The sequence below is a fragment of the Pseudomonas sp. Bout1 genome (genome assembly GCF_034314165.1).
Lineage (GTDB): Bacteria > Pseudomonadota > Gammaproteobacteria > Pseudomonadales > Pseudomonadaceae > Aquipseudomonas.
Genome location: NZ_JAVIWK010000001.1, coordinates 1843090 through 1861544 on the forward strand (window position 1 = coordinate 1843090; position 18455 = coordinate 1861544).

Genomic DNA, 18455 nt, shown 5'->3' on the forward strand with positions numbered 1-18455 from the left:
TCCCACATTTGATCTGCGCCAGACACAAAAGTCGCGGCACACTCAGTCACTGTGGGAGCCGGGCTTGCCCGCGATGGCCACGACTCGGTCTTAACGGCGCCCCGGCCAACCGATGACTTTCTTCGGCCTCGGCGTTGCATACGTGCGAATCTTCGACGTCGACAGCCCCAACCGCACCAACCCTTCGGCAATCGCCACCGCCGCCGTCACCCCGTCCACCACCGGCACGCCCGTGCGGTAGCGAATTTGCTCGTCCAGCCCGGCCATGCCGCCGCAGCCCAGGCAGATCACTTCGGCCTTGTCTTCGCTGATCGCCAACTCGGCCTGGCGCACGATGGCCTCCATGGCGCGCAGCGGGTCTTCTTCCAGTTCCAGCACCGCCATGCCGCTGGCGCGCACCGACGCGCAACGCTGATACAAACCGGCCAGTTTCAGCCGGTCTTCAATCAGCGGCACGGTGCGGTCCAGGGTCGTCACCACGGAGTAGGCGTGCCCGAGGAACATCGCGGTGCTGGCTGCCGCTTCGGTGATGTCCACCACCGGCACGTTGAGCAACTCCTGCAAACCTTCGCGGCCATGCTCGCCGTAACCGGCCTGGATCACCGCGTCGAACGGTTGGTCGTAGGCCATCACCCGGTCCATCACCGCGATGGCTGCCAGGTAGCTTTCAAAGTTGCCTTCCACCGATTCGGCACCAAAAAACGGAGTCAGCCCGACGATCTCGGTGCCTGGGGACGCCACCGCCCGTGCCTGTTTGGCGATCGCCTCGGTGATGGACTCGGTGGTGTTGACGTTGACCACAAGGATGCGCATGGAATGTCCTTACTTAATGACTGACGTTATCGACTGCAATGCTTTCGCCGCTCACATCGGCGTAATACGGCTGGCGCTTGGCCAATAGCAGGTACAGCAGCCCTGCAATACCGGCGCCAATCAGCCAGGAGAAAGGTGATACGTGTGCGAAACCGGGTAGCAGGGCCAGGAGAATGGCGATCACCGCCGCAGGAATGAAGGCCGCCACGGCGCGCAGATTGACCCCGCGGCTGTAGTAATAAGCACCATTCGGGTCTTCGCTATACAGCTGCGGCACGTCCACCTGGCTTTTGCGGATCAACCAGTAGTCGACCATGATCACCCCGTACAACGGCCCCAACAGAGCCCCCAGCCCCGAGAGGAAATACACGATCACCAGTGGGCTGTTATAGAGATTCCACGGCAGGATCAGCACCGCTACCGTGGCGCTGATCAGCCCGGCGCGGCGAAAGTTCAGGTACTTGGGCGCCAGGTTGCTCAACACAAAGGCCGGCGCGACGAAGTTGGCCATGATGTTCACCGCCACGGTCACAATCAGGAACGCCAGGCAGCCCAGCACCAGAAAGAACGTGTTGGGAATTGCCGCGATGATTTCCGTGGGGCTTTCGATCACCCGGCCATTGAGGTGGAACTGCCCGCCGCAGAGCAGCACGGTGATGCTGGCAAATACCAGGATATTCACCGGCAGGCCCCAGAAGTTGCCGACCTTGATGGTCTTGCGGCAGGGCGAGGAGCGGGCGAAGTCGCAGAAATTCAGGATCAGCGTGCCGTATATAGCCAGCCACAGCGCGCCGCCGGCGAAGATATTGCGCCACATCTCGCCACCGCTCAGTGGTTCGCGAATGGCCCAGGCAATGTGGCCGTCCGCCTGGAAATACATCCATCCGGCCAGCGATGCGACGGTCAGCAAAATCACCGGCCCGGCGAAGGCTTCATAACGGCGCACCATCTCCATGCCATAAGCGAGGATCGCGAGTTGCACGAACCAGATCGCCACAAAGCAGGCCCAGCCGAGGGTCGACAAGCCGAGGATCGAGTTGTGGTCGTAGTCGGCAAAACCCGGATGAACCGCGGTCAATAGCACGCGGAAAACTACCGAGGCGAGGTAGGTCTGAATCCCGAACCAGGCGATCGCAATTACCGCGCGAATCAGCGCCGGAATCTGCGCGCCATGGATGCCGAAACTGATGCGGCTGATCACCGGAAATGGCACGCCGGTCTTCTGCCCCATATAGCCGGACAGGTTCATGAAGAAGTACACCAATGCCGCGCCGATCCCCAGGGACAGCAGAATCTGCCAGCCGCCAAGGCCCAGCGCATACAAGCCGATGGCGAAAGAATAGTTGGCGATGTTGTGCACATCGTTGGTCCACAAGGCAAAGATGCTATAGCGGCCCCAGCGCCGGCCTTCGGCCTTGGTGGGCGCCAGATCCTTGTTGTGCAGGCGCGGGCTGAGTACCAGCGGGCCGGGGCTCGTGGCCTCGGGGTTCAGGGTGGAGGAGGGCAGATCCAGTGCGATGTTATTGGAGAGACTTGTACGCATTCCGGCAGGCTCCTGGACATCAGCAAGAGAGCGGCTGAGGTCAAAGTGTATGTATCTTTTTTATTAATTGTATACAAAGTGTATTTTTCCTTAAGCCACATGCGTGCCAGATTTTCGCCAGGAATAGTGGCTGGTGATTTGGTTTTTAGAGTGGTTTGAAATAAATGACTGAATTTAAAGCGATATAAATTGACCGTTCGAACAGCTATTTATTTTGTTCGACAGGAACAGAAGAGGATTTGAGAAGCGGCGCTGCGAGGGAGGATGTAACTTTTCGGTGCATGATCTTTTAAGTGCACACAAAAATGGCACCGATGGTGACATTTCTGTGTACAGGATTTTGGCTCAGACCTTACGCCTTGCTGATGATGTTGCCAGCGTGCAGCCCACATTCTTTTTGGGTGGCTTCTTCCCACCACCAGCGGCCTTCGCGCTCGTGCTGGTTTGGCAGCACCGGGCGGGTGCATGGCTCACAGCCGATGCTGATAAAACCGCGTTCGTGCAGGCTGTTGTACGGCAGCTCCAGCATGCGGATGTAACCCCAGACTTCCTCGCTGGTCATCTGTGCCAGCGGGTTGAACTTGTACAGGGTGCGTTCCGGCGTGGAGAAGGCGGTGTCGATTTCGAGTGCGGCCACCTGGCTGCGGGTGCCAGGGCTCTGGTCGCGACGCTGGCCGGTGGCCCAGGCGCTCACGCCGGAAAGCTTGCGGCGCAGCGGCTCGATCTTACGTATGCCACAGCATTCGCCATGGCCGTCTTTATAGAAGCTGAACAAACCCTTTTCCTTGACGAAGGGTTCCAGCTTGCTCTGGTCCGGCGAGATCAGCTCGATGTCGATCTTGTAGAACTCACGCACCTGCTCGATAAACCGGTAGGTCTGCGGATGCAGGCGGCCGGTGTCGAGGCTGAACACCTTGACGTTCTTGTTCAGCTTCCAGGCCATGTCTACCAGCACCACGTCCTCGGCACCGCTGAAAGAGATCCACAGGTCGTCACCAAACTGGCTGAACGCCAGCTTGAGAATATCCTGGGCGGATTTGTTGGCGTAAGTCGCGGCGAGTTCGGTGACGTCGAAGGCTTGGTTCATCAGGACGGTTCCTACAGGTCAATGGCGCTGAACGCTCTATAGGCGGCGATGGTAACAAAATCCCGCCTGCGTTGCGGCGGCCAGCGTGAATCGCTAGAGTTCGGCAGTCCTTTTGCTCGCTCAACTCAATAACGTTAAATGGAGTGTCTTGTGGAAATTGCCTGTCTCGACCTGGAAGGGGTGCTGGTCCCGGAAATCTGGATCGCCTTCGCCGAAAAAACCGGTATTGAATCCTTGCGGGCCACCACCCGGGACATTCCCGACTACGACGTGCTGATGAAACAGCGCCTGCGCATTCTGGATGAGCACGGGCTGAAGCTCTCGGACATTCAGGAAGTGATCGCCACCCTCAAGCCCCTGGACGGTGCCATCGAGTTCGTCAACTGGCTGCGCGAGCGCTTCCAGGTGGTGATCCTGTCGGACACGTTCTATGAGTTCTCCCAGCCGCTGATGCGTCAACTGGGCTTCCCGACGCTGTTGTGCCACCGGTTGATCACCGACGAGAACGACCGGGTGGTGAGCTATCAACTGCGTCAGAAAGACCCGAAGCGTCAGTCGGTGTTGGCCTTCAAGACGTTGTACTACCGGGTGATTGCTGCGGGCGATTCCTACAACGACACCACCATGCTGGGCGAGGCCGACCGCGGGATCCTGTTCCATGCGCCGGAGAACGTGATTCGCGAGTTCCCGCAGTTCCCGGCGGTGCATACCTTTGAGGATTTGAAGAAAGAGTTCATCAAGGCGTCGAATCGACAGTTGAGCCTGTAAGTTACTTGGCGTGGCTGATGGCCTCATCGCAGGCAAGCCAGCTCCCACAGGTTGACCGCGCTCCCATGTGGGAGCCGGGCTTGCCCGCGAGGGGGCCGGTGTGGCCACTGCACAGCCTAGACCCCTGCGAGCAAACTCTCATACGGAATGCGCAATCCTTCATGCAGGCGTTTGATCATCGACAAGCTCAGTTTGCGCTTATGGTTCAGCACTTCAGAAACCCGTCCGCTCGGCCCTATGAAAGGCTCCAGGTCGCGGGCGGTCAGGCCTAACTGCTCCATTCGAAATTTAATCGCTTCTACCGGGTCCGAAGGCGGCATTGGATGCGCCGCTTCGTACTTTTCGATCAGTATTGCGAGAATTTCCAGCTCGTTACCCTCAGGCGAGCCGATTTGCGCTTCCCACAGCTGCTCGACACGGGCGAGCGCAGCGGTCAGGTCTTCCTGGGAATGAATGGGTTTGATGTTCATCACACGGTCTCCGCGTTGATCTGATCGTATTGCGCGTGGGTCCCCACGAAGCGTATGAACGCAAGCTGTCGCTGATAATTGATCGCCATGATCACTCGATACTTGTTGCCGCCTATGTTGAACACAACCCTGCCCCCTTTGAGAATGCTCGCTGTCCTTAGCTCTGCTTGGAGGGCTTGTGGTGTCGGGTAGACAGCTTTTTCCATATGGCGATACAGCTCGACCAGCGGCGTTGGCATCCATGCAACCAGGGTGGTTTTCCCAGAATATTCGTAGGGTAGACAGAGCGATTATCCGCATCGCTGCCACCTCCCAATTTGGGAGATGATAGGTGCGGTTGAGGGCGGATGCAATCTCGGAAATCTTTCCTGACAAGTAGGCAGGCGTTTCATGTGATCCTTCACAGACGGCTGGTGGACGGTTGAAACCGGACGCTATCCTCCGGCTTCAACCCCGTCTACTTCGGCACTGATTCAGGTCTTTTCTGCTGCTTGGCTCCACGTCGCAGAGCCAGGGAGGGGCTGCGTGCTACAGGTTTTCCAAGGTTTGTAACAACACCCGCACCTTGGTCATCGACTCCTGATACTCCGCCTGCCATTGCGAGTCTGCGACGATCCCGCCGCCGCCCCAGCAGCACACCTGACCATCCTTGACCAGCAGGCTGCGGATCGCGATGGAGCTGTCCATCTCGCCGCGCACGTCCAGGTACAGCAGCGAACCGCAATACAACCCGCGCCGGGTCGGCTCCAGCTCATCGATGATCTGCATCGCGCGAATCTTCGGCGCGCCGGTGATCGAGCCGCCGGGGAAACTGCCGGCGATCAGGTCGAGGGCGTCTTTATCGTCGGCTAATTCGCCGGTGACGCTGCTCACCAGGTGATGCACATTCGGATAGCTTTCCAGGCTGAACAACTCCGGCACTTTCACCGAGCCGGTGCGGCAGGTGCGGCCCAGGTCGTTGCGCAGCAGGTCGACGATCATCAGGTTCTCGGCACGATCCTTCGGGCTGGCCAGCAGTTCGGCGGCGTTGGCCGCATCTTCCGCAGGCGTTGCACCGCGTGGCCGAGTGCCCTTGATCGGGCGGGTTTCCACCTGGCCCTGGCTGATTTTGACGAAGCGCTCCGGCGACAAACTCAACACCGCACCATTATCCGGCAGGCTCTGGAACCCGGAAAACGGCGTCGGGCACGCTTCGCGCAGGGCGCAGTACGCCACCCACGGATCGCCACCGCACTGGGCGCGAAAGCGTTGGGCAAAGTTGACCTGGTAGCAGTCGCCAGCCTGGATGTAGGCCTGGATGCGGGCGAGGGCGTGTTCGTAGGTTTGCGCTGTAATGTCCGGGGCCATCGCGCCGTGCAGCTTGAAGGTTGCCAGCGGGCTGATGGCCGGCTGGCTGAACAAAGTGATCAGACGTTGCCGTTCGCTTTCCACCAGCTTGGGGTGGAACACCAATTGGCTGGTCTGCGCCTGGTGATCGCTGATCAAGGCCCAGGCGTACAGGCCAAAGCGCGCGTCCGGCAGGTGCAGGTCGTCCACGGCCACGTGCGGCAGGTGCTCAAGATGGCGACCGAAATCGTAGCTCAGGTAGCCGATCAGGCCGCCGGCAAAGGGCAGTTCGTAGGGCGCGGGAATCGTGGCCTCACCCAACAACCTCAGGTTTTCCCGCAAGCGTTGCAGGAAATCGCTGCCGCTTTCGTCAGGCCATACCGCCAGGGTCGCCTCGGGCCAGGCGCTCAACAGGTCATAACGGCCGCGTTCGGCCGTTGGCCGGCCACTGTCCAGCAGCACGGCGCCGGGTGCATGGCGAATCGCCGCGAAATACTTGGCAGGGTTGGCCCGGTAGGGCAGCGGATGTACGGAGCAGCTCACAGGATTCAGCCCTCGACCGCAGGAATATGCCCAAACATTTCCTGCACAAACTTCACGCGCTCCTCGGGAGTTTCCGTTACGCCGGCCGCCTTCAGCTCTTCGAGCCGCGCCTCCACCGCATGGGTGCGCAAGGTCAGGCCGCAGTCGTTGGCGATCTGGATATTCAGCCCCGGGCGAGCGTTAAGCTCCAGGATCAATGGACCCTTTTCCTGGTCCAGCACCATGTCCACGCCGATATAACCCAGGCCGCACAGTTCATAGCAACCGGCGGCGAGCTTCATGAAGCCGTCCCAGTTGGGCAGTTGCACGCCGTCTACCGCGTTGGTGGTGTCGGGGTGCTTGGTGATGATGTTGTTCAGCCAGGTGCCGCGCAAGGTCAGGCCGGTGGCCAGGTCGACACCCACGCCAATCGCGCCCTGGTGCAGGTTGGCCTTGCCGCCGGACTGCCGGGTGGGCAGGCGGAGCATGGCCATTACCGGGTAGCCCATCAGCACAATGATGCGGATGTCCGGCACGCCTTCGTAGCTGATGCTCTTGAAGATCTGGTCGGGCACCACGCGGTATTCGATCAGCGCCCGGTCACGGTGGCCGCCCAGGGAATACAGGCCGGTGAGGATGCTGGAAATCTGATGCTCGATCTCTTCATGGCTGATGATCTTGCCGGAGACGGTGCGATAGCGGCCTTCGAAACGGTCGGCGATCACCAGGATCCCGTCACCGCCGGCGCCCTGGGCCGGCTTGATCACAAAGTCGCTGCGCCCACCGATGATGTCGTCGAGCTTGTCGATTTCTTTCTCGGTGGAAATAACCCCGTACATTTGCGGCACATGGATGCCGGCCGCCATCGCCCGTTCCTTGGTGATGATCTTGTCATCCACGATCGGGTACAGGCTGCGCTTGTTGTACTTGAGCACGTAGTCGGCGTTACGCCGGTTGATGCCCATGATCCCCCGCGCTTCGAGGGCCTTCCAGGTCTTCCAGAAGCCGAACATTACGAGTCAGCCTTGAGGAAGGCCTTGAAACGTACCAGTTCGGTGAGGCGGTAGCCGCGATAGCGACCCATGGCCAGCATGAAGCCCACCAGGATCAAAAGGATCGCCGGGAAGGTGAACACGAAGTAGATCAGCTCCGGCACGCTCATGATGATGTGGGCCAGGGAGGCGGCGAACAGCGTGCCGATCGCGACTTTCATCGCATGGCCGCCACCGCGTTCTTCCCAGGTGATCGACAGGCGTTCGATGGTCATGGTCAGAATCACCATCGGGAACAGCGCCACCGACAACCCGCGCTCCAGGCCCAGCTTGTGGCTGAACAGGCTGATGGCCGCGATCAGCACCACCACGAAGGTCAGCACCACCGACAGCCTCGGCAGCATCTGCAGCTTCAAGTGTTCCAGGTAGGACCGCAGCGATAACCCCAGCGCGGTAATAATGGTGAACAGCACAATCCCGAAGCCCAGTTGCGTTTCCCGGAACGCCAGGGCAATCAGCACCGGCGTAAAGGTGCCGAGGGTTTGCAGGCCGATCAGGTTGCGCAGGATCAGGATCACCAGCACGCCAATCGGGATCATCACCATGATCATGAAGGTCTGCTGGGTTTGCAGCGGCAGGCCATACAGCGAGTATTCGAGGAAGTTGGCGTCAGTGTTTTCGTCGGTCAGCTTGGCCAGGCGAATCGCGTTCATTTCGCTGTTGTTGAGGCTGAAGGTCACCATGGCCTTTTTGCCACCCTCGACGGTGATCAGGTTTTCATCGCCGGTCCACCACAGCAGGCGGTCGCTCGGCAGGCCTTGTTCGCCGGTGTCCGGGTTGAAGTACAGCCAGTCATTGCCGTTGAAGCTGCGCAGCCAGAGTTCCGGGGTTTGCGGCTGGTCGGCCACCAGGCGGATGGTATGGACCTTTTCCACCGGCACGTGGGCGATGGACAGCAGCAACTCGACGATCTTGGCCTTGTGCGGCGTGGACGGGTCGCCCGCCAGCAGCAGCTTCACGTTATCGTCATTGAGGTTGTTGGTGCGCTTGATGGCTTCGCTGATAAACGTCTCGACGTCGGCCGAGTGCTGGCGAATCGGTGCCAGCAGGGCTTCGGCGGCGATTTTTTCCGGGCCGTCGACGGCGATGCTGTCGCGGAAGGTCGGGCCCTTGACCTTGACCTTTTCACCGCTGTAACGCTTGGTCAGCACCAGGCGGTAGTAGAGGGTCTGGTTGCCCTTGGCCCGGCGTGCCGACCAGGTGACCTTGCGGTTGCCATCGAGGCGGTTGACGCTCACGCCGTAGTTATTGGAAATAAAGCTTTCATTCAGGCTCACGAAGTCGCGGCTCAGGGGCGGCACGAACATCTGGATTTTCACCGGGTCCTTGGCGCTGGCGACGAACTCGACCTTGGCGTCGATGTTCCACAGGTCGTCAGTGGCGTCCTCGGTGACGGGGATCCCCAGCACGAAAATCTGATAGGCGGTGACCGAAATACCCAGCACCACCAACACGGCGATCAGGATTTTCAGGTGCAAATTAAGAGAGCGCATTCAAATTACTCGGCGGTATGAGCGTCGGTGGCGCAGGCAGGTTTGCCCGCCGCGTATTTAAGACTGGGGTCGACCAGCGCATCAAAGCGTTTCAGCGCTTCGGAGCCGATCAGCAGCGGATATTGGAAGGCGCTGCGGTCAGTCAAGTTCACTTCGATACTGCGTAAAGCGGTGCCCATGCAGATGTCCAGGGCGATGACTGGGCGGGCGGTGTAGTTTTTGTCTTCATCGGGGTCGTAGTCACCGGCGCGGCGCTTGATCTTGCTGACGCGGGCCAGGGGACGCTCGATGGGGTGGGAGTGTGCGGTGTCGATAGCCAGGTAGAAGCGCACCCAGGATTCGCCGTTGCGCTTGAAACGCTTGATGTCGCGGGCGCTCAAGGACGCGGTCTTGGCGCCGGTGTCGAGTTTGGCGGCCACTTCCAGGTCAATGCCCGCCAACTTGGCGTATTCATTGAGGCCATACACGGTTTTCTCGGCAGCAACGCCAAGTCCCGGTATAGACAGCAGGAGCAAAAGGGGGAAGGGCTTGAGTCTCATAAATCCTGACGCGATGCCGTGCGATGTTCAATTCAAGGCGACTGGCATTGCTGCGCAATCTCTGGTGCGCCTTTTCATCCATGGATGTCAGGCAAAAGTGGCCGGCATTCTAACATGAAGGTTTTCTTGCGCCAGCGCTGGCAGCCGGCCATGCCCCGATAGAGTGCAAGGCTGGTTATTAGACGATTGTCGACAATGTGTATTTATTCTTTGACTATTTGGGCCTGATTGGCTAGTTTTTGCGGCATTGCTTTTAAAGGTGTCGACAATATGCTGGATCAACTGGAAACCCCAGTCGTAGCCCCAGACGATTCCCAGACCATGTCCGAGAACGTCTTCCGGCGTATCCAGGCCGCCATCGTCAAGGGCGAGATTGCCCCCGGCAGCAAGATCTCCGAGCCGGAACTGGCGCGCACCTATGGCATCAGCCGTGGCCCGCTGCGCGAGGCGATCCACCGCTTGGAAGGCCAGCGCCTGCTGGTGCGCATCCCCCATGTGGGCGCGCGAGTGGTCTCCTTGAGCCATGAAGAGCTGATCGAACTCTACGAAATCCGCGAATCCCTGGAAGGCATGGCCTGCCGCCTGGCGGCCGAGCGCATGACCGACGCCGAGATCGAAGAGTTGCGCCAGGTGTTGCACACCCACGAGCGCGATGCGGCGTTCCAGGCCGGTGTGGGCTATTACCAGCAGGAAGGCGACTTCGATTTTCATTACCGGATAATTCAAGGCGCCGGCAACCGCACCCTCACCCAAATGCTGTGCGGCGAGCTGTATCAGTTGGTGCGCATGTACCGCATCCAGTTCTCCGCCACCCCCAATCGTCCACGCCAGGCCTTTGCCGAGCATCACCGCATTCTTGACGCGATTGCCGATCGCGACGGTGAACTGGCCGAGTTGTTGATGCGCCGTCATATCGGCGCTTCCAAACGCAACATTGCCCGTCACTTCCCGGACGGCGCTCCCCAATCACGAGGTGAGTCATGAGTTCCAATAACAACATCACTCCAGGCCAGCGTTTCCGTGACGCCGTTGCCAGCGAGCAGCCTTTGCAAGTCGTTGGCGCGATCAACGCCAACCACGCGCTGCTGGCCAAGCGCGCCGGTTTCAAGGCGATCTACCTGTCGGGTGGCGGGGTGGCTGCCGGCTCCCTCGGCGTGCCGGACTTGGGGATTACCGGCCTGGATGACGTACTGACCGACGTGCGCCGCATCACCGACGTGTGCGACCTGCCGCTGCTGGTGGACGTGGACACCGGCTTCGGCTCCTCGGCATTCAACGTGGCGCGTACCGTCAAGTCGATGATCAAGTTCGGCGCGGCGGCGATCCATATCGAAGACCAGGTAGGCGCCAAGCGTTGCGGCCATCGCCCGAACAAAGAAATCGTGTCCCAGCAGGAAATGGTCGACCGCATCAAGGCCGCCGTGGATGCGCGCACCGATGACAGCTTTGTGATCATGGCCCGCACCGATGCGTTGGCCGTGGAAGGCCTGGAGTCGGCCCTGGAACGTGCCGCCGCCTGCATCGAAGCCGGTGCCGATATGGTGTTCCCGGAAGCCATCACTGAACTTGAGATGTACAAGCTGTTCGCCTCCCGGGTGAAAGCGCCGATTTTGGCCAACATCACCGAATTTGGCGCCACGCCGCTCTATACAGTCGATCAGTTGAAATCTGCGGATGTTTCCATCGTGCTGTACCCGCTCTCGGCGTTCCGCGCCATGAACAAGGCCGCCGAAAACGTCTACACCGCGATCCGTCGCGACGGCACCCAGCAGAACGTGATCGACACCATGCAAACCCGCATGGAGCTTTACGATCGCATCGACTATCACACCTTCGAGCAGAAGCTCGACGCGCTGTTCGCCGCCAAAAAATAAAGGCTGTTCGCTCACTGTAGGAGCCGGCTTGCCGGCGATGGCGCCTTCAAGGATTGCGCCGATATCGGGGGACTCATCGCCGGCAAGCCGGCTCCTACAGTAGAGGGTGTGTTGTGAACACGCCTCCCTGAATAACTACAAGATTGGAGATAACCATGGCTGAAGCAAAAGTACTGAGTGGCGCTGGCCTGCGTGGCCAGGTTGCCGGGCAAACCGCGCTGTCCACCGTGGGCCAGGAAGGTGCCGGCCTGACCTACCGCGGCTACGACGTACGTGAACTCGCCGCCGACGCGCAGTTTGAAGAAGTCGCCTACCTGCTGCTCTACGGCGAACTGCCGACCCAAGCTGAACTGGCGGCCTACACCGCCAAGCTCGGCAAACTGCGTGACCTGCCGCAAGCGCTTAAAGAAGTGCTGGAACGCATCCCCGCCGACGCCCACCCGATGGACGTGATGCGCACCGGCTGCTCGTTCCTGGGCAACATCGAGCCGGAGAAAGACTTCTCTGTGCAGCGCGATGTGACCGACCGCCTGCTGGCCGCGTTCCCGGCGATCATGTGCTACTGGTATCGCTTCAGCCACGACGGCCAGCGCATCAATTGCGTGACCGACGAGCCGTCCATCGGCGGCCACTTCCTGCACCTGCTGCACGACAAGAAGCCGAGCGACTTGCACGTCAAGGTGATGAACGTGTCGCTGATCCTCTACGCCGAGCACGAGTTCAACGCCTCGACCTTCACCGCGCGTGTCTGCGCGTCGACCCTGTCCGACCTGTATTCCTGCGTCACCGCAGCCATCGGTTCCCTGCGTGGCCCGCTGCACGGCGGCGCCAATGAAGCGGCGATGGAGATGATCGAGCGTTTCTCTTCTGCCCAGGAAGCGGTGGAAGGCACCCTCGGCATGCTGGCGCGCAAGGACAAGATCATGGGCTTTGGCCACGCGATCTATAAAGACAGCGACCCGCGTAATGAGGTGATCAAGGGCTGGTCGAAAAAACTCGCAGACGAAGTGGGCGACACCGTACTGTTCAACGTTTCCGAAGCCATCGACAAGACCATGTGGGAGCAGAAGAAACTGTTCCCCAACGCCGACTTCTACCATGCCTCGGCGTACCACTTCATGGGCATCCCGACCAAGCTGTTCACCCCGATTTTCGTCTGCTCGCGGCTTACAGGATGGGCCGCGCATGTATTTGAACAGCGAGCCAACAACCGCATCATCCGTCCGAGCGCCGAGTACATCGGCGTTGAGCAGCGCAAGTTCGTGCCAATCGAACGTCGCTGAGTGGTGGGAATCTGAGGTGCCGGTTTTCAGGATTGGAACCGGTTCAATGTGGGAGCTGGCTTGCCTGCGATAGCACCACCTTGGTGTAACTGACACACCGAGGTGCCTGCATCGCGGGCAAGCCCGGCTCCCACAGGGACCGTGTTCATCCAGGCCAATGCCACAGGTTTTTGCTGTACACCTTACCGTGACCGAGTCCGAGCCTATGAACACTGAACACCGCAAACCGCTGCCCGGCAGCCGCCTGGATTACTACGACGCCCGCGCGGCAGTCGATGCAATCACCCCCGGCGCCTACGCCACACTGCCGTACACCTCTCGCGTACTCGCGGAAAACCTGGTGCGCCGCTGCGACCCGGCGACCCTCAGCGCGTCCCTGAGCCAACTGATCGAACGCAAGCGTGACCTCGACTTCCCGTGGTTCCCGGCCCGTGTTGTCTGCCACGACATCCTCGGCCAGACCGCGCTGGTGGACCTCGCCGGCCTGCGTGATGCCATTGCCCTGCAAGGCGGTGACCCGGCCCAGGTCAACCCCGTGGTGCCGACCCAACTGATTGTCGACCATTCCCTGGCTGTCGAGGCCGGTGGCTTTGATCCCGACGCGTTTGAAAAAAACCGCGCCATCGAAGACCGCCGCAACGAAGACCGTTTCCACTTTATCGAGTGGACCAAAAAGGCCTTCAAGAACGTCGACGTGATCCCGCCGGGCAACGGCATCATGCACCAGATCAACCTGGAGAAAATGTCTCCGGTGATCCAGGTACGTGACGGCGTGGCCTTCCCGGACACCTGCGTCGGCACCGACAGCCACACGCCTCACGTAGACGCACTGGGCGTGATCGCCATCGGCGTTGGCGGCCTGGAAGCCGAGAGCGTGATGCTCGGCCGCGCCTCGTGGATGCGCCTGCCGGAAAGCGTCGGCGTGGAGCTGACGGGCAAGCTGCAACCGGGCATTACCGCCACCGACATGGTGCTGGCGCTGACTGAGTTCCTGCGCAAGCAAAAGGTCGTCGGTGCATGGCTGGAGTTCTTCGGTGAAGGCGCCAGCGCCCTGACCCTGGGCGACCGCGCCACCATCTCCAACATGGCCCCGGAATACGGCGCCACGGCGGCGATGTTCTACATCGACCAGCAGACCATCGCCTACCTGAAACTCACCGGCCGTGAAGACGAGCAAGTCACGCTGGTGGAGCAATACGCTCGCCACACTGGCCTGTGGGCGGATGACCTCAAGGGCGCGCAATACGAGCGTGGCCTGAGCTTCGACTTGTCCAGCGTAGTGCGCAACATGGCCGGCCCGAGCAACCCCCACGCCCGCGTCGCCACCAGCGACCTGGCCGCCAAGGGCATCTCTGGCCAGTGGGATGACGTGCCGGGGCAAATGCCCGACGGCGCGGTGATCATCGCGGCCATCACCAGTTGCACCAACACCAGCAACCCGCGCAACGTGATTGCCGCCGGGTTGCTGGCGCGCAACGCCAACCAGCTCGGGCTGGCCCGCAAACCGTGGGTCAAGTCGTCCCTGGCACCGGGTTCGAAAACCGTGGCCATGTACCTCGACGAAGCGGGCCTGACCACCGAGCTGGAGCAGTTGGGTTTCGGCGTGGTGGCGTTTGCCTGCACCACCTGCAACGGCATGTCCGGCGCTCTCGACCCGGTGATCCAGCAAGAGATCATCGACCGCGACCTGTACGCCACCGCCGTGCTTTCGGGTAACCGCAACTTCGACGGCCGTATCCACCCGTATGCCAAGCAAGCGTTCCTCGCTTCGCCGCCGTTGGTGGTGGCTTACGCGATCGCCGGCACCATTCGTTTCGACATCGAAAAGGACGTGCTGGGCCTGGACGTAAACGGCAAGGAAATCCGCCTGAAGGACATCTGGCCGAGCGACGAAGAAATCGACGCGGTGGTCAAGGCGTCGGTCAAGCCGGAACAGTTCCGTCAGGTCTACATCCCAATGTTCGCGATCCATGAAGACACCGGCCCCAAGGTCACGCCGCTGTACGACTGGCGCCCGCAAAGCACCTACATCCGCCGCCCTCCTTATTGGGAAGGCGCCTTGGCCGGCGCGCGTCCGCTCAAGGGCATGCGCCCGCTGGCGGTGCTGCCGGACAACATCACCACCGATCACCTGTCGCCGTCCAACGCGATCATGCTCGACAGCGCCGCCGGCGAATACCTGGCGAAAATGGGCCTGCCGGAAGTCGACTTCAACTCCTACGCGACGCACAGGGGCGACCATTTGACCGCCCAGCGCGCCACGTTTGCCAACCCGAAACTGTTCAATGAAATGGTCATCGAGGACGGCAAGGTCAAGCAGGGTTCGCTGGCACGCCTGGAGCCCGAAGGCAAGGTCACGCGTATGTGGGAAGCGATCGAAACCTACATGGAACGCAAGCAGCCGCTGATCATCATTGCGGGCGCCGACTATGGCCAGGGCTCGTCCCGGGACTGGGCGGCCAAGGGCGTACGCCTGGCCGGTGTGGAAGCGATTGCCGCCGAAGGTTTCGAGCGCATCCACCGCACCAACCTGGTGGGCATGGGCGTGTTGCCGCTGGAGTTCCTGCCGGGCACCGACCGCAAGACCCTGCAGATCGACGGCACCGAAACCTACGACGTGATCGGCGAACGCACCCCGCGTACGCAACTGACGTTGGTGATCAACCGCAAGAATGGCGAGCGTGTCGAGGTGCCGGTGACCTGCCGCCTGGATACCGCTGAAGAAGTGTCGATCTACGAGGCGGGCGGCGTGTTGCAACGTTTTGCCCAGGACTTCCTGGAATCGGCTGTTACCGCCTGACAACCGTGGCCGGGGTTCGCGCCCCGGCCCATGAGGATCATCATGTCTCACGTACCGCAGATCAAGATTCCCGCCACCTACATGCGTGGCGGCACCAGCAAGGGTGTGTTTTTCAGCCTCAAGGATTTGCCCGAATCGGCCCAGGTGCCGGGCGCTGCTCGGGATGCGTTGCTGTTGCGGGTGATCGGCAGCCCCGACCCGTATGACAAGCAAATCGACGGCATGGGCGGCGCGACTTCCAGCACCAGCAAAACCGTGATCCTCGCCAAAAGCACCCGCGCGGATCACGACGTGGACTACCTGTTTGGCCAAGTGTCCATCGACAAGCCGTTCGTGGACTGGAGCGGCAACTGCGGCAACCTGTCGGCGGCGGTGGGTTCGTTTGCCATCAGCGCCGGTTTGGTGGACGCCGCGCGCGTTCCGCAAAATGGCGTGGCCGTGGTGCGTGTCTGGCAGGCCAATATCGGCAAGACCATCATCGCCCACGTGCCGATCACGGACGGCGCGGTGCAGGAAACCGGTGACTTTGAACTGGACGGTGTGACCTTCCCGGCCGCCGAAGTGCAGCTTGAATTCATCGACCCGGCGGCGGAAGAAGAGGGCGGCGGGGGCTCGATGTTCCCTACCGGCAACCTGGTGGATGACCTGGAGGTGCCGGGTGTCGGCACGTTCAAAGCGACGCTGATCAATGCCGGGATACCCACCATCTTCATCAATGCCCAGGACCTGGGCTACACCGGTACCGAGCTGCAGGGGGCGATCAACAGCGACCCCAAAGCCCTGGCGATGTTTGAAACCATCCGCGCCCACGGTGCGTTGCGCATGGGCTTGATCAAACACCTGGACGAAGCGGCCCAGCGCCAGCACACGCCGAAGGTTGCATTTGTGGCACCGCCTGCGGATTACGTGGCGTCCAGCGGCAAGGCGATCAAGGCGGGCGATGTCGACCTGCTGGTGCGGGCGCTGTCCATGGGCAAGCTGCACCACGCGATGATGGGCACGGCGGCGGTGGCGATTGGCACGGCGGCGGCGATTTCCGGCACGCTGGTGAATTTGGCGGCAGGCGGTGTGGAGCGCAATGCGGTGCGGTTCGGGCACCCGTCCGGCACGTTACGCGTAGGCGCCGAGGCCAGCCAGGCCAACGGTGAATGGGTGGTGAAAAAAGCCATCATGAGCCGCAGTGCGCGGGTGTTGATGGAAGGGTTTGTGCGCGTGCCCGGCGATTCGTTCTAAACAATCAACAGGCAGGCACCAAGACCTGCCTTTTATAAAACATCAACCCTGACCCTGAGGATGGACCACACCTAACCCACTTTGGAGTACTGCCATGAGCGCCAACGTCGACCAGAACAACCGCCCCGACTATGACCAGGTCCTGCAGGACATCGCCGACTACGTCCTGGACTTCAGGATTGAATCCCGCGATGCCTTGGACACCGCCCGCAACTGCCTGATGGACACCCTCGGTTGCGGCCTGCTGGCCCTGCGTTTCCCGGAGTGCACCAAGCACCTGGGCCCGATTGTCGAAGGCACGGTGGTGCCATTCGGTGCGCGAGTGCCGGGCACCTCGTTCCGCCTGGACCCGGTCAAGGCCGCGTGGGACATCGGCTGTATCGTGCGCTGGCTCGACTACAACGACACCTGGCTCGCCGCAGAGTGGGGCCATCCCTCGGACAACCTTGGCGGCATCCTCGCGGTCGCCGACCACCTCTCGCAAAAGCGTGTGGCCAACGGCGAGGCGCCGCTGACCGTGCGGGCGGTGCTGGACGCGATGATCATGGCCCACGAAATCCAGGGCGTGATTGCCCTCGAAAACTCCTTCAACCGCGTCGGCCTCGACCATGTGCTGCTGGTGAAAGTCGCCTCCACCGCCGTCACCGCCAAACTGATGGGCGCCAACCGTGAGCAACTGCTGTCGGCCCTGTCCCAGGCGTTTGTCGACGGCCAGGCACTGCGCACTTATCGGCATGCGCCGAATGCCGGTTCGCGCAAGTCGTGGGCGGCCGGGGATGCGTCGAGCCGCGGGGTGCGTCTGGCCGACATCGCAATGCGTGGCGAGATGGGGATTCCCGGTGTATTGAGCGCGCCGCAGTGGGGCTTTTATGACGTGCTGTTCAGTCACACCAACAAGGACCTGGCGCTCAAGCCCGAAGACCAGCGGGCCTTCAGCCTGTCGCAGCCCTACGGGACTTATGTGATGGAGAACGTACTGTTCAAGATCAGCTTCCCGGCCGAGTTCCATGCGCAAACCGCCTGTGAAGCGGCGGTTACCCTGCACCCGCAGGTGAAGCAGCGCCTGCATGAGATCGAGCGGATTGTGATCACCACCCACGAGTCGGCGATTCGCATTATTTCCAAGGTCGGGCCGTTGGCCAACGCGGCCGATCGGGACCACTGCCTGCAGTACATGACCGCGGTGCCGCTGGCATTTGGCAACCTGGTGGCCGAGCAATATGAGGATGAGTTCCACGCGGCCCATCCGATCATTGATGAGCTGCGCCAGAAGATGGTCATCGTCGAGGAGCCGCGCTACAGCCACGAATACCTGGAGGCGCACAAGCGCTCGATTGCCAACGCGGTGCAGGTGTTTTTCAAGGATGGCTCCAGCACCGAGCAAGTGGCGGTGGAATACCCGATTGGCCACCGCCGCCGCCGTGTGGAGGGTATTCCATTGCTCGAGGACAAGTTCAAGGCCAACCTGGCCACGCGTTTTACCGCGCAGCGCAGTGCCCAGATTTTTGCGCTATGCAAGGATCAGGCGAAGCTTGAAGCCACGCCCGTGAACCGATTTGTGGACCTGTTCGTCATCTAGACACCCCCACAGCACTCACTGTGTAAACCCAATCAATGTGGGAGCTGGCAAGCCAGCTCTCACATTTGTTCCG

Annotated in this window: 15 protein-coding genes and 1 pseudogene; 7 read left to right on the plus strand and 9 right to left on the minus strand. The window is 61.0% G+C overall.

What is annotated here, in order from left to right; all coding sequences use genetic code 11:
- Window positions 1-90: 90 nt before the first annotated feature.
- The 3 genes from RGV33_RS08465 to RGV33_RS08475 all read right to left on the minus strand — a co-directional run bounded on the left by RGV33_RS08465 (window position 91) and on the right by RGV33_RS08475 (window position 3443).
- A complete protein-coding gene (locus RGV33_RS08465; RefSeq protein ID WP_322143880.1) occupies window positions 91-813 on the minus strand; it encodes an aspartate/glutamate racemase family protein in 723 nt (240 codons plus the stop codon).
- 13 nt (window positions 814-826) lie between these two features.
- The gene (locus RGV33_RS08470; RefSeq protein ID WP_322143881.1) at window positions 827-2356 is read right to left on the minus strand and encodes an NCS1 family nucleobase:cation symporter-1; all 1530 of its coding nucleotides are present in this window, start codon (window positions 2354-2356) and stop codon (window positions 827-829) included.
- A 352-nt stretch (window positions 2357-2708) separates the two neighbouring features.
- The gene (locus tag RGV33_RS08475) at window positions 2709-3443 is read right to left on the minus strand and encodes a phosphoadenylyl-sulfate reductase (RefSeq protein WP_322143882.1); all 735 of its coding nucleotides are present in this window, start codon (window positions 3441-3443) and stop codon (window positions 2709-2711) included.
- Window positions 3444-3593: 150 nt separating this feature from the next.
- Here RGV33_RS08475 and thrH point away from each other — a divergent pair, with 150 nt between their 5' ends.
- Complete coding sequence (gene thrH / locus RGV33_RS08480; RefSeq protein ID WP_010176441.1) at window positions 3594-4211, plus strand: bifunctional phosphoserine phosphatase/homoserine phosphotransferase ThrH; 618 nt, start codon at window positions 3594-3596, stop codon at window positions 4209-4211.
- Window positions 4212-4327: 116 nt separating this feature from the next.
- Here thrH and RGV33_RS08485 read toward each other — a convergent pair whose 3' ends face one another.
- The 6 genes and pseudogenes from RGV33_RS08485 to RGV33_RS08510 form a co-directional block, all read right to left on the minus strand.
- Window positions 4328-4681 (minus strand): transcriptional regulator, encoded by a 354-nt coding sequence (locus tag RGV33_RS08485; RefSeq protein ID WP_322143883.1) that lies wholly within the window; start codon window positions 4679-4681, stop codon window positions 4328-4330.
- A pseudogene (locus tag RGV33_RS08490) lies at window positions 4681-4981 on the minus strand (type II toxin-antitoxin system HigB family toxin). Before RGV33_RS08490 ends, RGV33_RS08485 begins: the two are co-directional and overlap by 1 nt.
- 228 nt (window positions 4982-5209) lie before the next feature.
- Complete coding sequence (pabB, locus tag RGV33_RS08495; protein ID WP_322143884.1) at window positions 5210-6550, minus strand: aminodeoxychorismate synthase component I; 1341 nt, start codon at window positions 6548-6550, stop codon at window positions 5210-5212.
- 5 nt (window positions 6551-6555) lie between these two features.
- Window positions 6556-7542 (minus strand): alpha-L-glutamate ligase-like protein, encoded by a 987-nt coding sequence (locus tag RGV33_RS08500; RefSeq protein ID WP_322143885.1) that lies wholly within the window; start codon window positions 7540-7542, stop codon window positions 6556-6558.
- Window positions 7542-9074, minus strand: a complete 1533-nt coding sequence (locus tag RGV33_RS08505; protein WP_322143886.1) for an inactive transglutaminase family protein — start codon at window positions 9072-9074, stop codon at window positions 7542-7544. Before RGV33_RS08505 ends, RGV33_RS08500 begins: the two co-directional genes overlap by 1 nt.
- Window positions 9075-9079: 5 nt before the next feature.
- A complete protein-coding gene (locus RGV33_RS08510) occupies window positions 9080-9613 on the minus strand; it encodes an ATP-dependent zinc protease (protein WP_322143887.1) in 534 nt (177 codons plus the stop codon).
- A gap of 270 nt (window positions 9614-9883) precedes the next feature.
- Between RGV33_RS08510 and RGV33_RS08515 the strand changes: the two genes are divergently transcribed.
- The 6 genes from RGV33_RS08515 to prpD all read left to right on the plus strand — a co-directional run bounded on the left by RGV33_RS08515 (window position 9884) and on the right by prpD (window position 18382).
- Entirely contained in the window at window positions 9884-10597 is a 714-nt protein-coding gene (locus tag RGV33_RS08515) for a GntR family transcriptional regulator (protein WP_322143888.1), read from the plus strand.
- A complete protein-coding gene (gene prpB, locus RGV33_RS08520) occupies window positions 10594-11487 on the plus strand; it encodes a methylisocitrate lyase (RefSeq protein ID WP_177044768.1) in 894 nt (297 codons plus the stop codon). Before RGV33_RS08515 ends, prpB begins: the two co-directional genes overlap by 4 nt.
- A gap of 155 nt (window positions 11488-11642) precedes the next feature.
- Window positions 11643-12770, plus strand: coding sequence for a 2-methylcitrate synthase (gene prpC / locus RGV33_RS08525; protein ID WP_322143889.1), 1128 nt, complete (start codon window positions 11643-11645; stop codon window positions 12768-12770).
- A gap of 205 nt (window positions 12771-12975) precedes the next feature.
- Window positions 12976-15570 carry a Fe/S-dependent 2-methylisocitrate dehydratase AcnD gene (gene acnD / locus RGV33_RS08530; RefSeq protein ID WP_322143890.1) on the plus strand — a complete coding sequence of 865 codons (2595 nt, stop codon included), beginning with the start codon at window positions 12976-12978 and terminating at the stop codon, window positions 15568-15570.
- Window positions 15571-15612: 42 nt separating this feature from the next.
- Complete coding sequence (gene prpF / locus RGV33_RS08535) at window positions 15613-16803, plus strand: 2-methylaconitate cis-trans isomerase PrpF (protein WP_322143891.1); 1191 nt, start codon at window positions 15613-15615, stop codon at window positions 16801-16803.
- 94 nt (window positions 16804-16897) lie between these two features.
- Window positions 16898-18382 carry a 2-methylcitrate dehydratase gene (prpD, locus tag RGV33_RS08540; protein ID WP_322143892.1) on the plus strand — a complete coding sequence of 495 codons (1485 nt, stop codon included), beginning with the start codon at window positions 16898-16900 and terminating at the stop codon, window positions 18380-18382.
- Window positions 18383-18455: the final 73 nt, after the last annotated feature.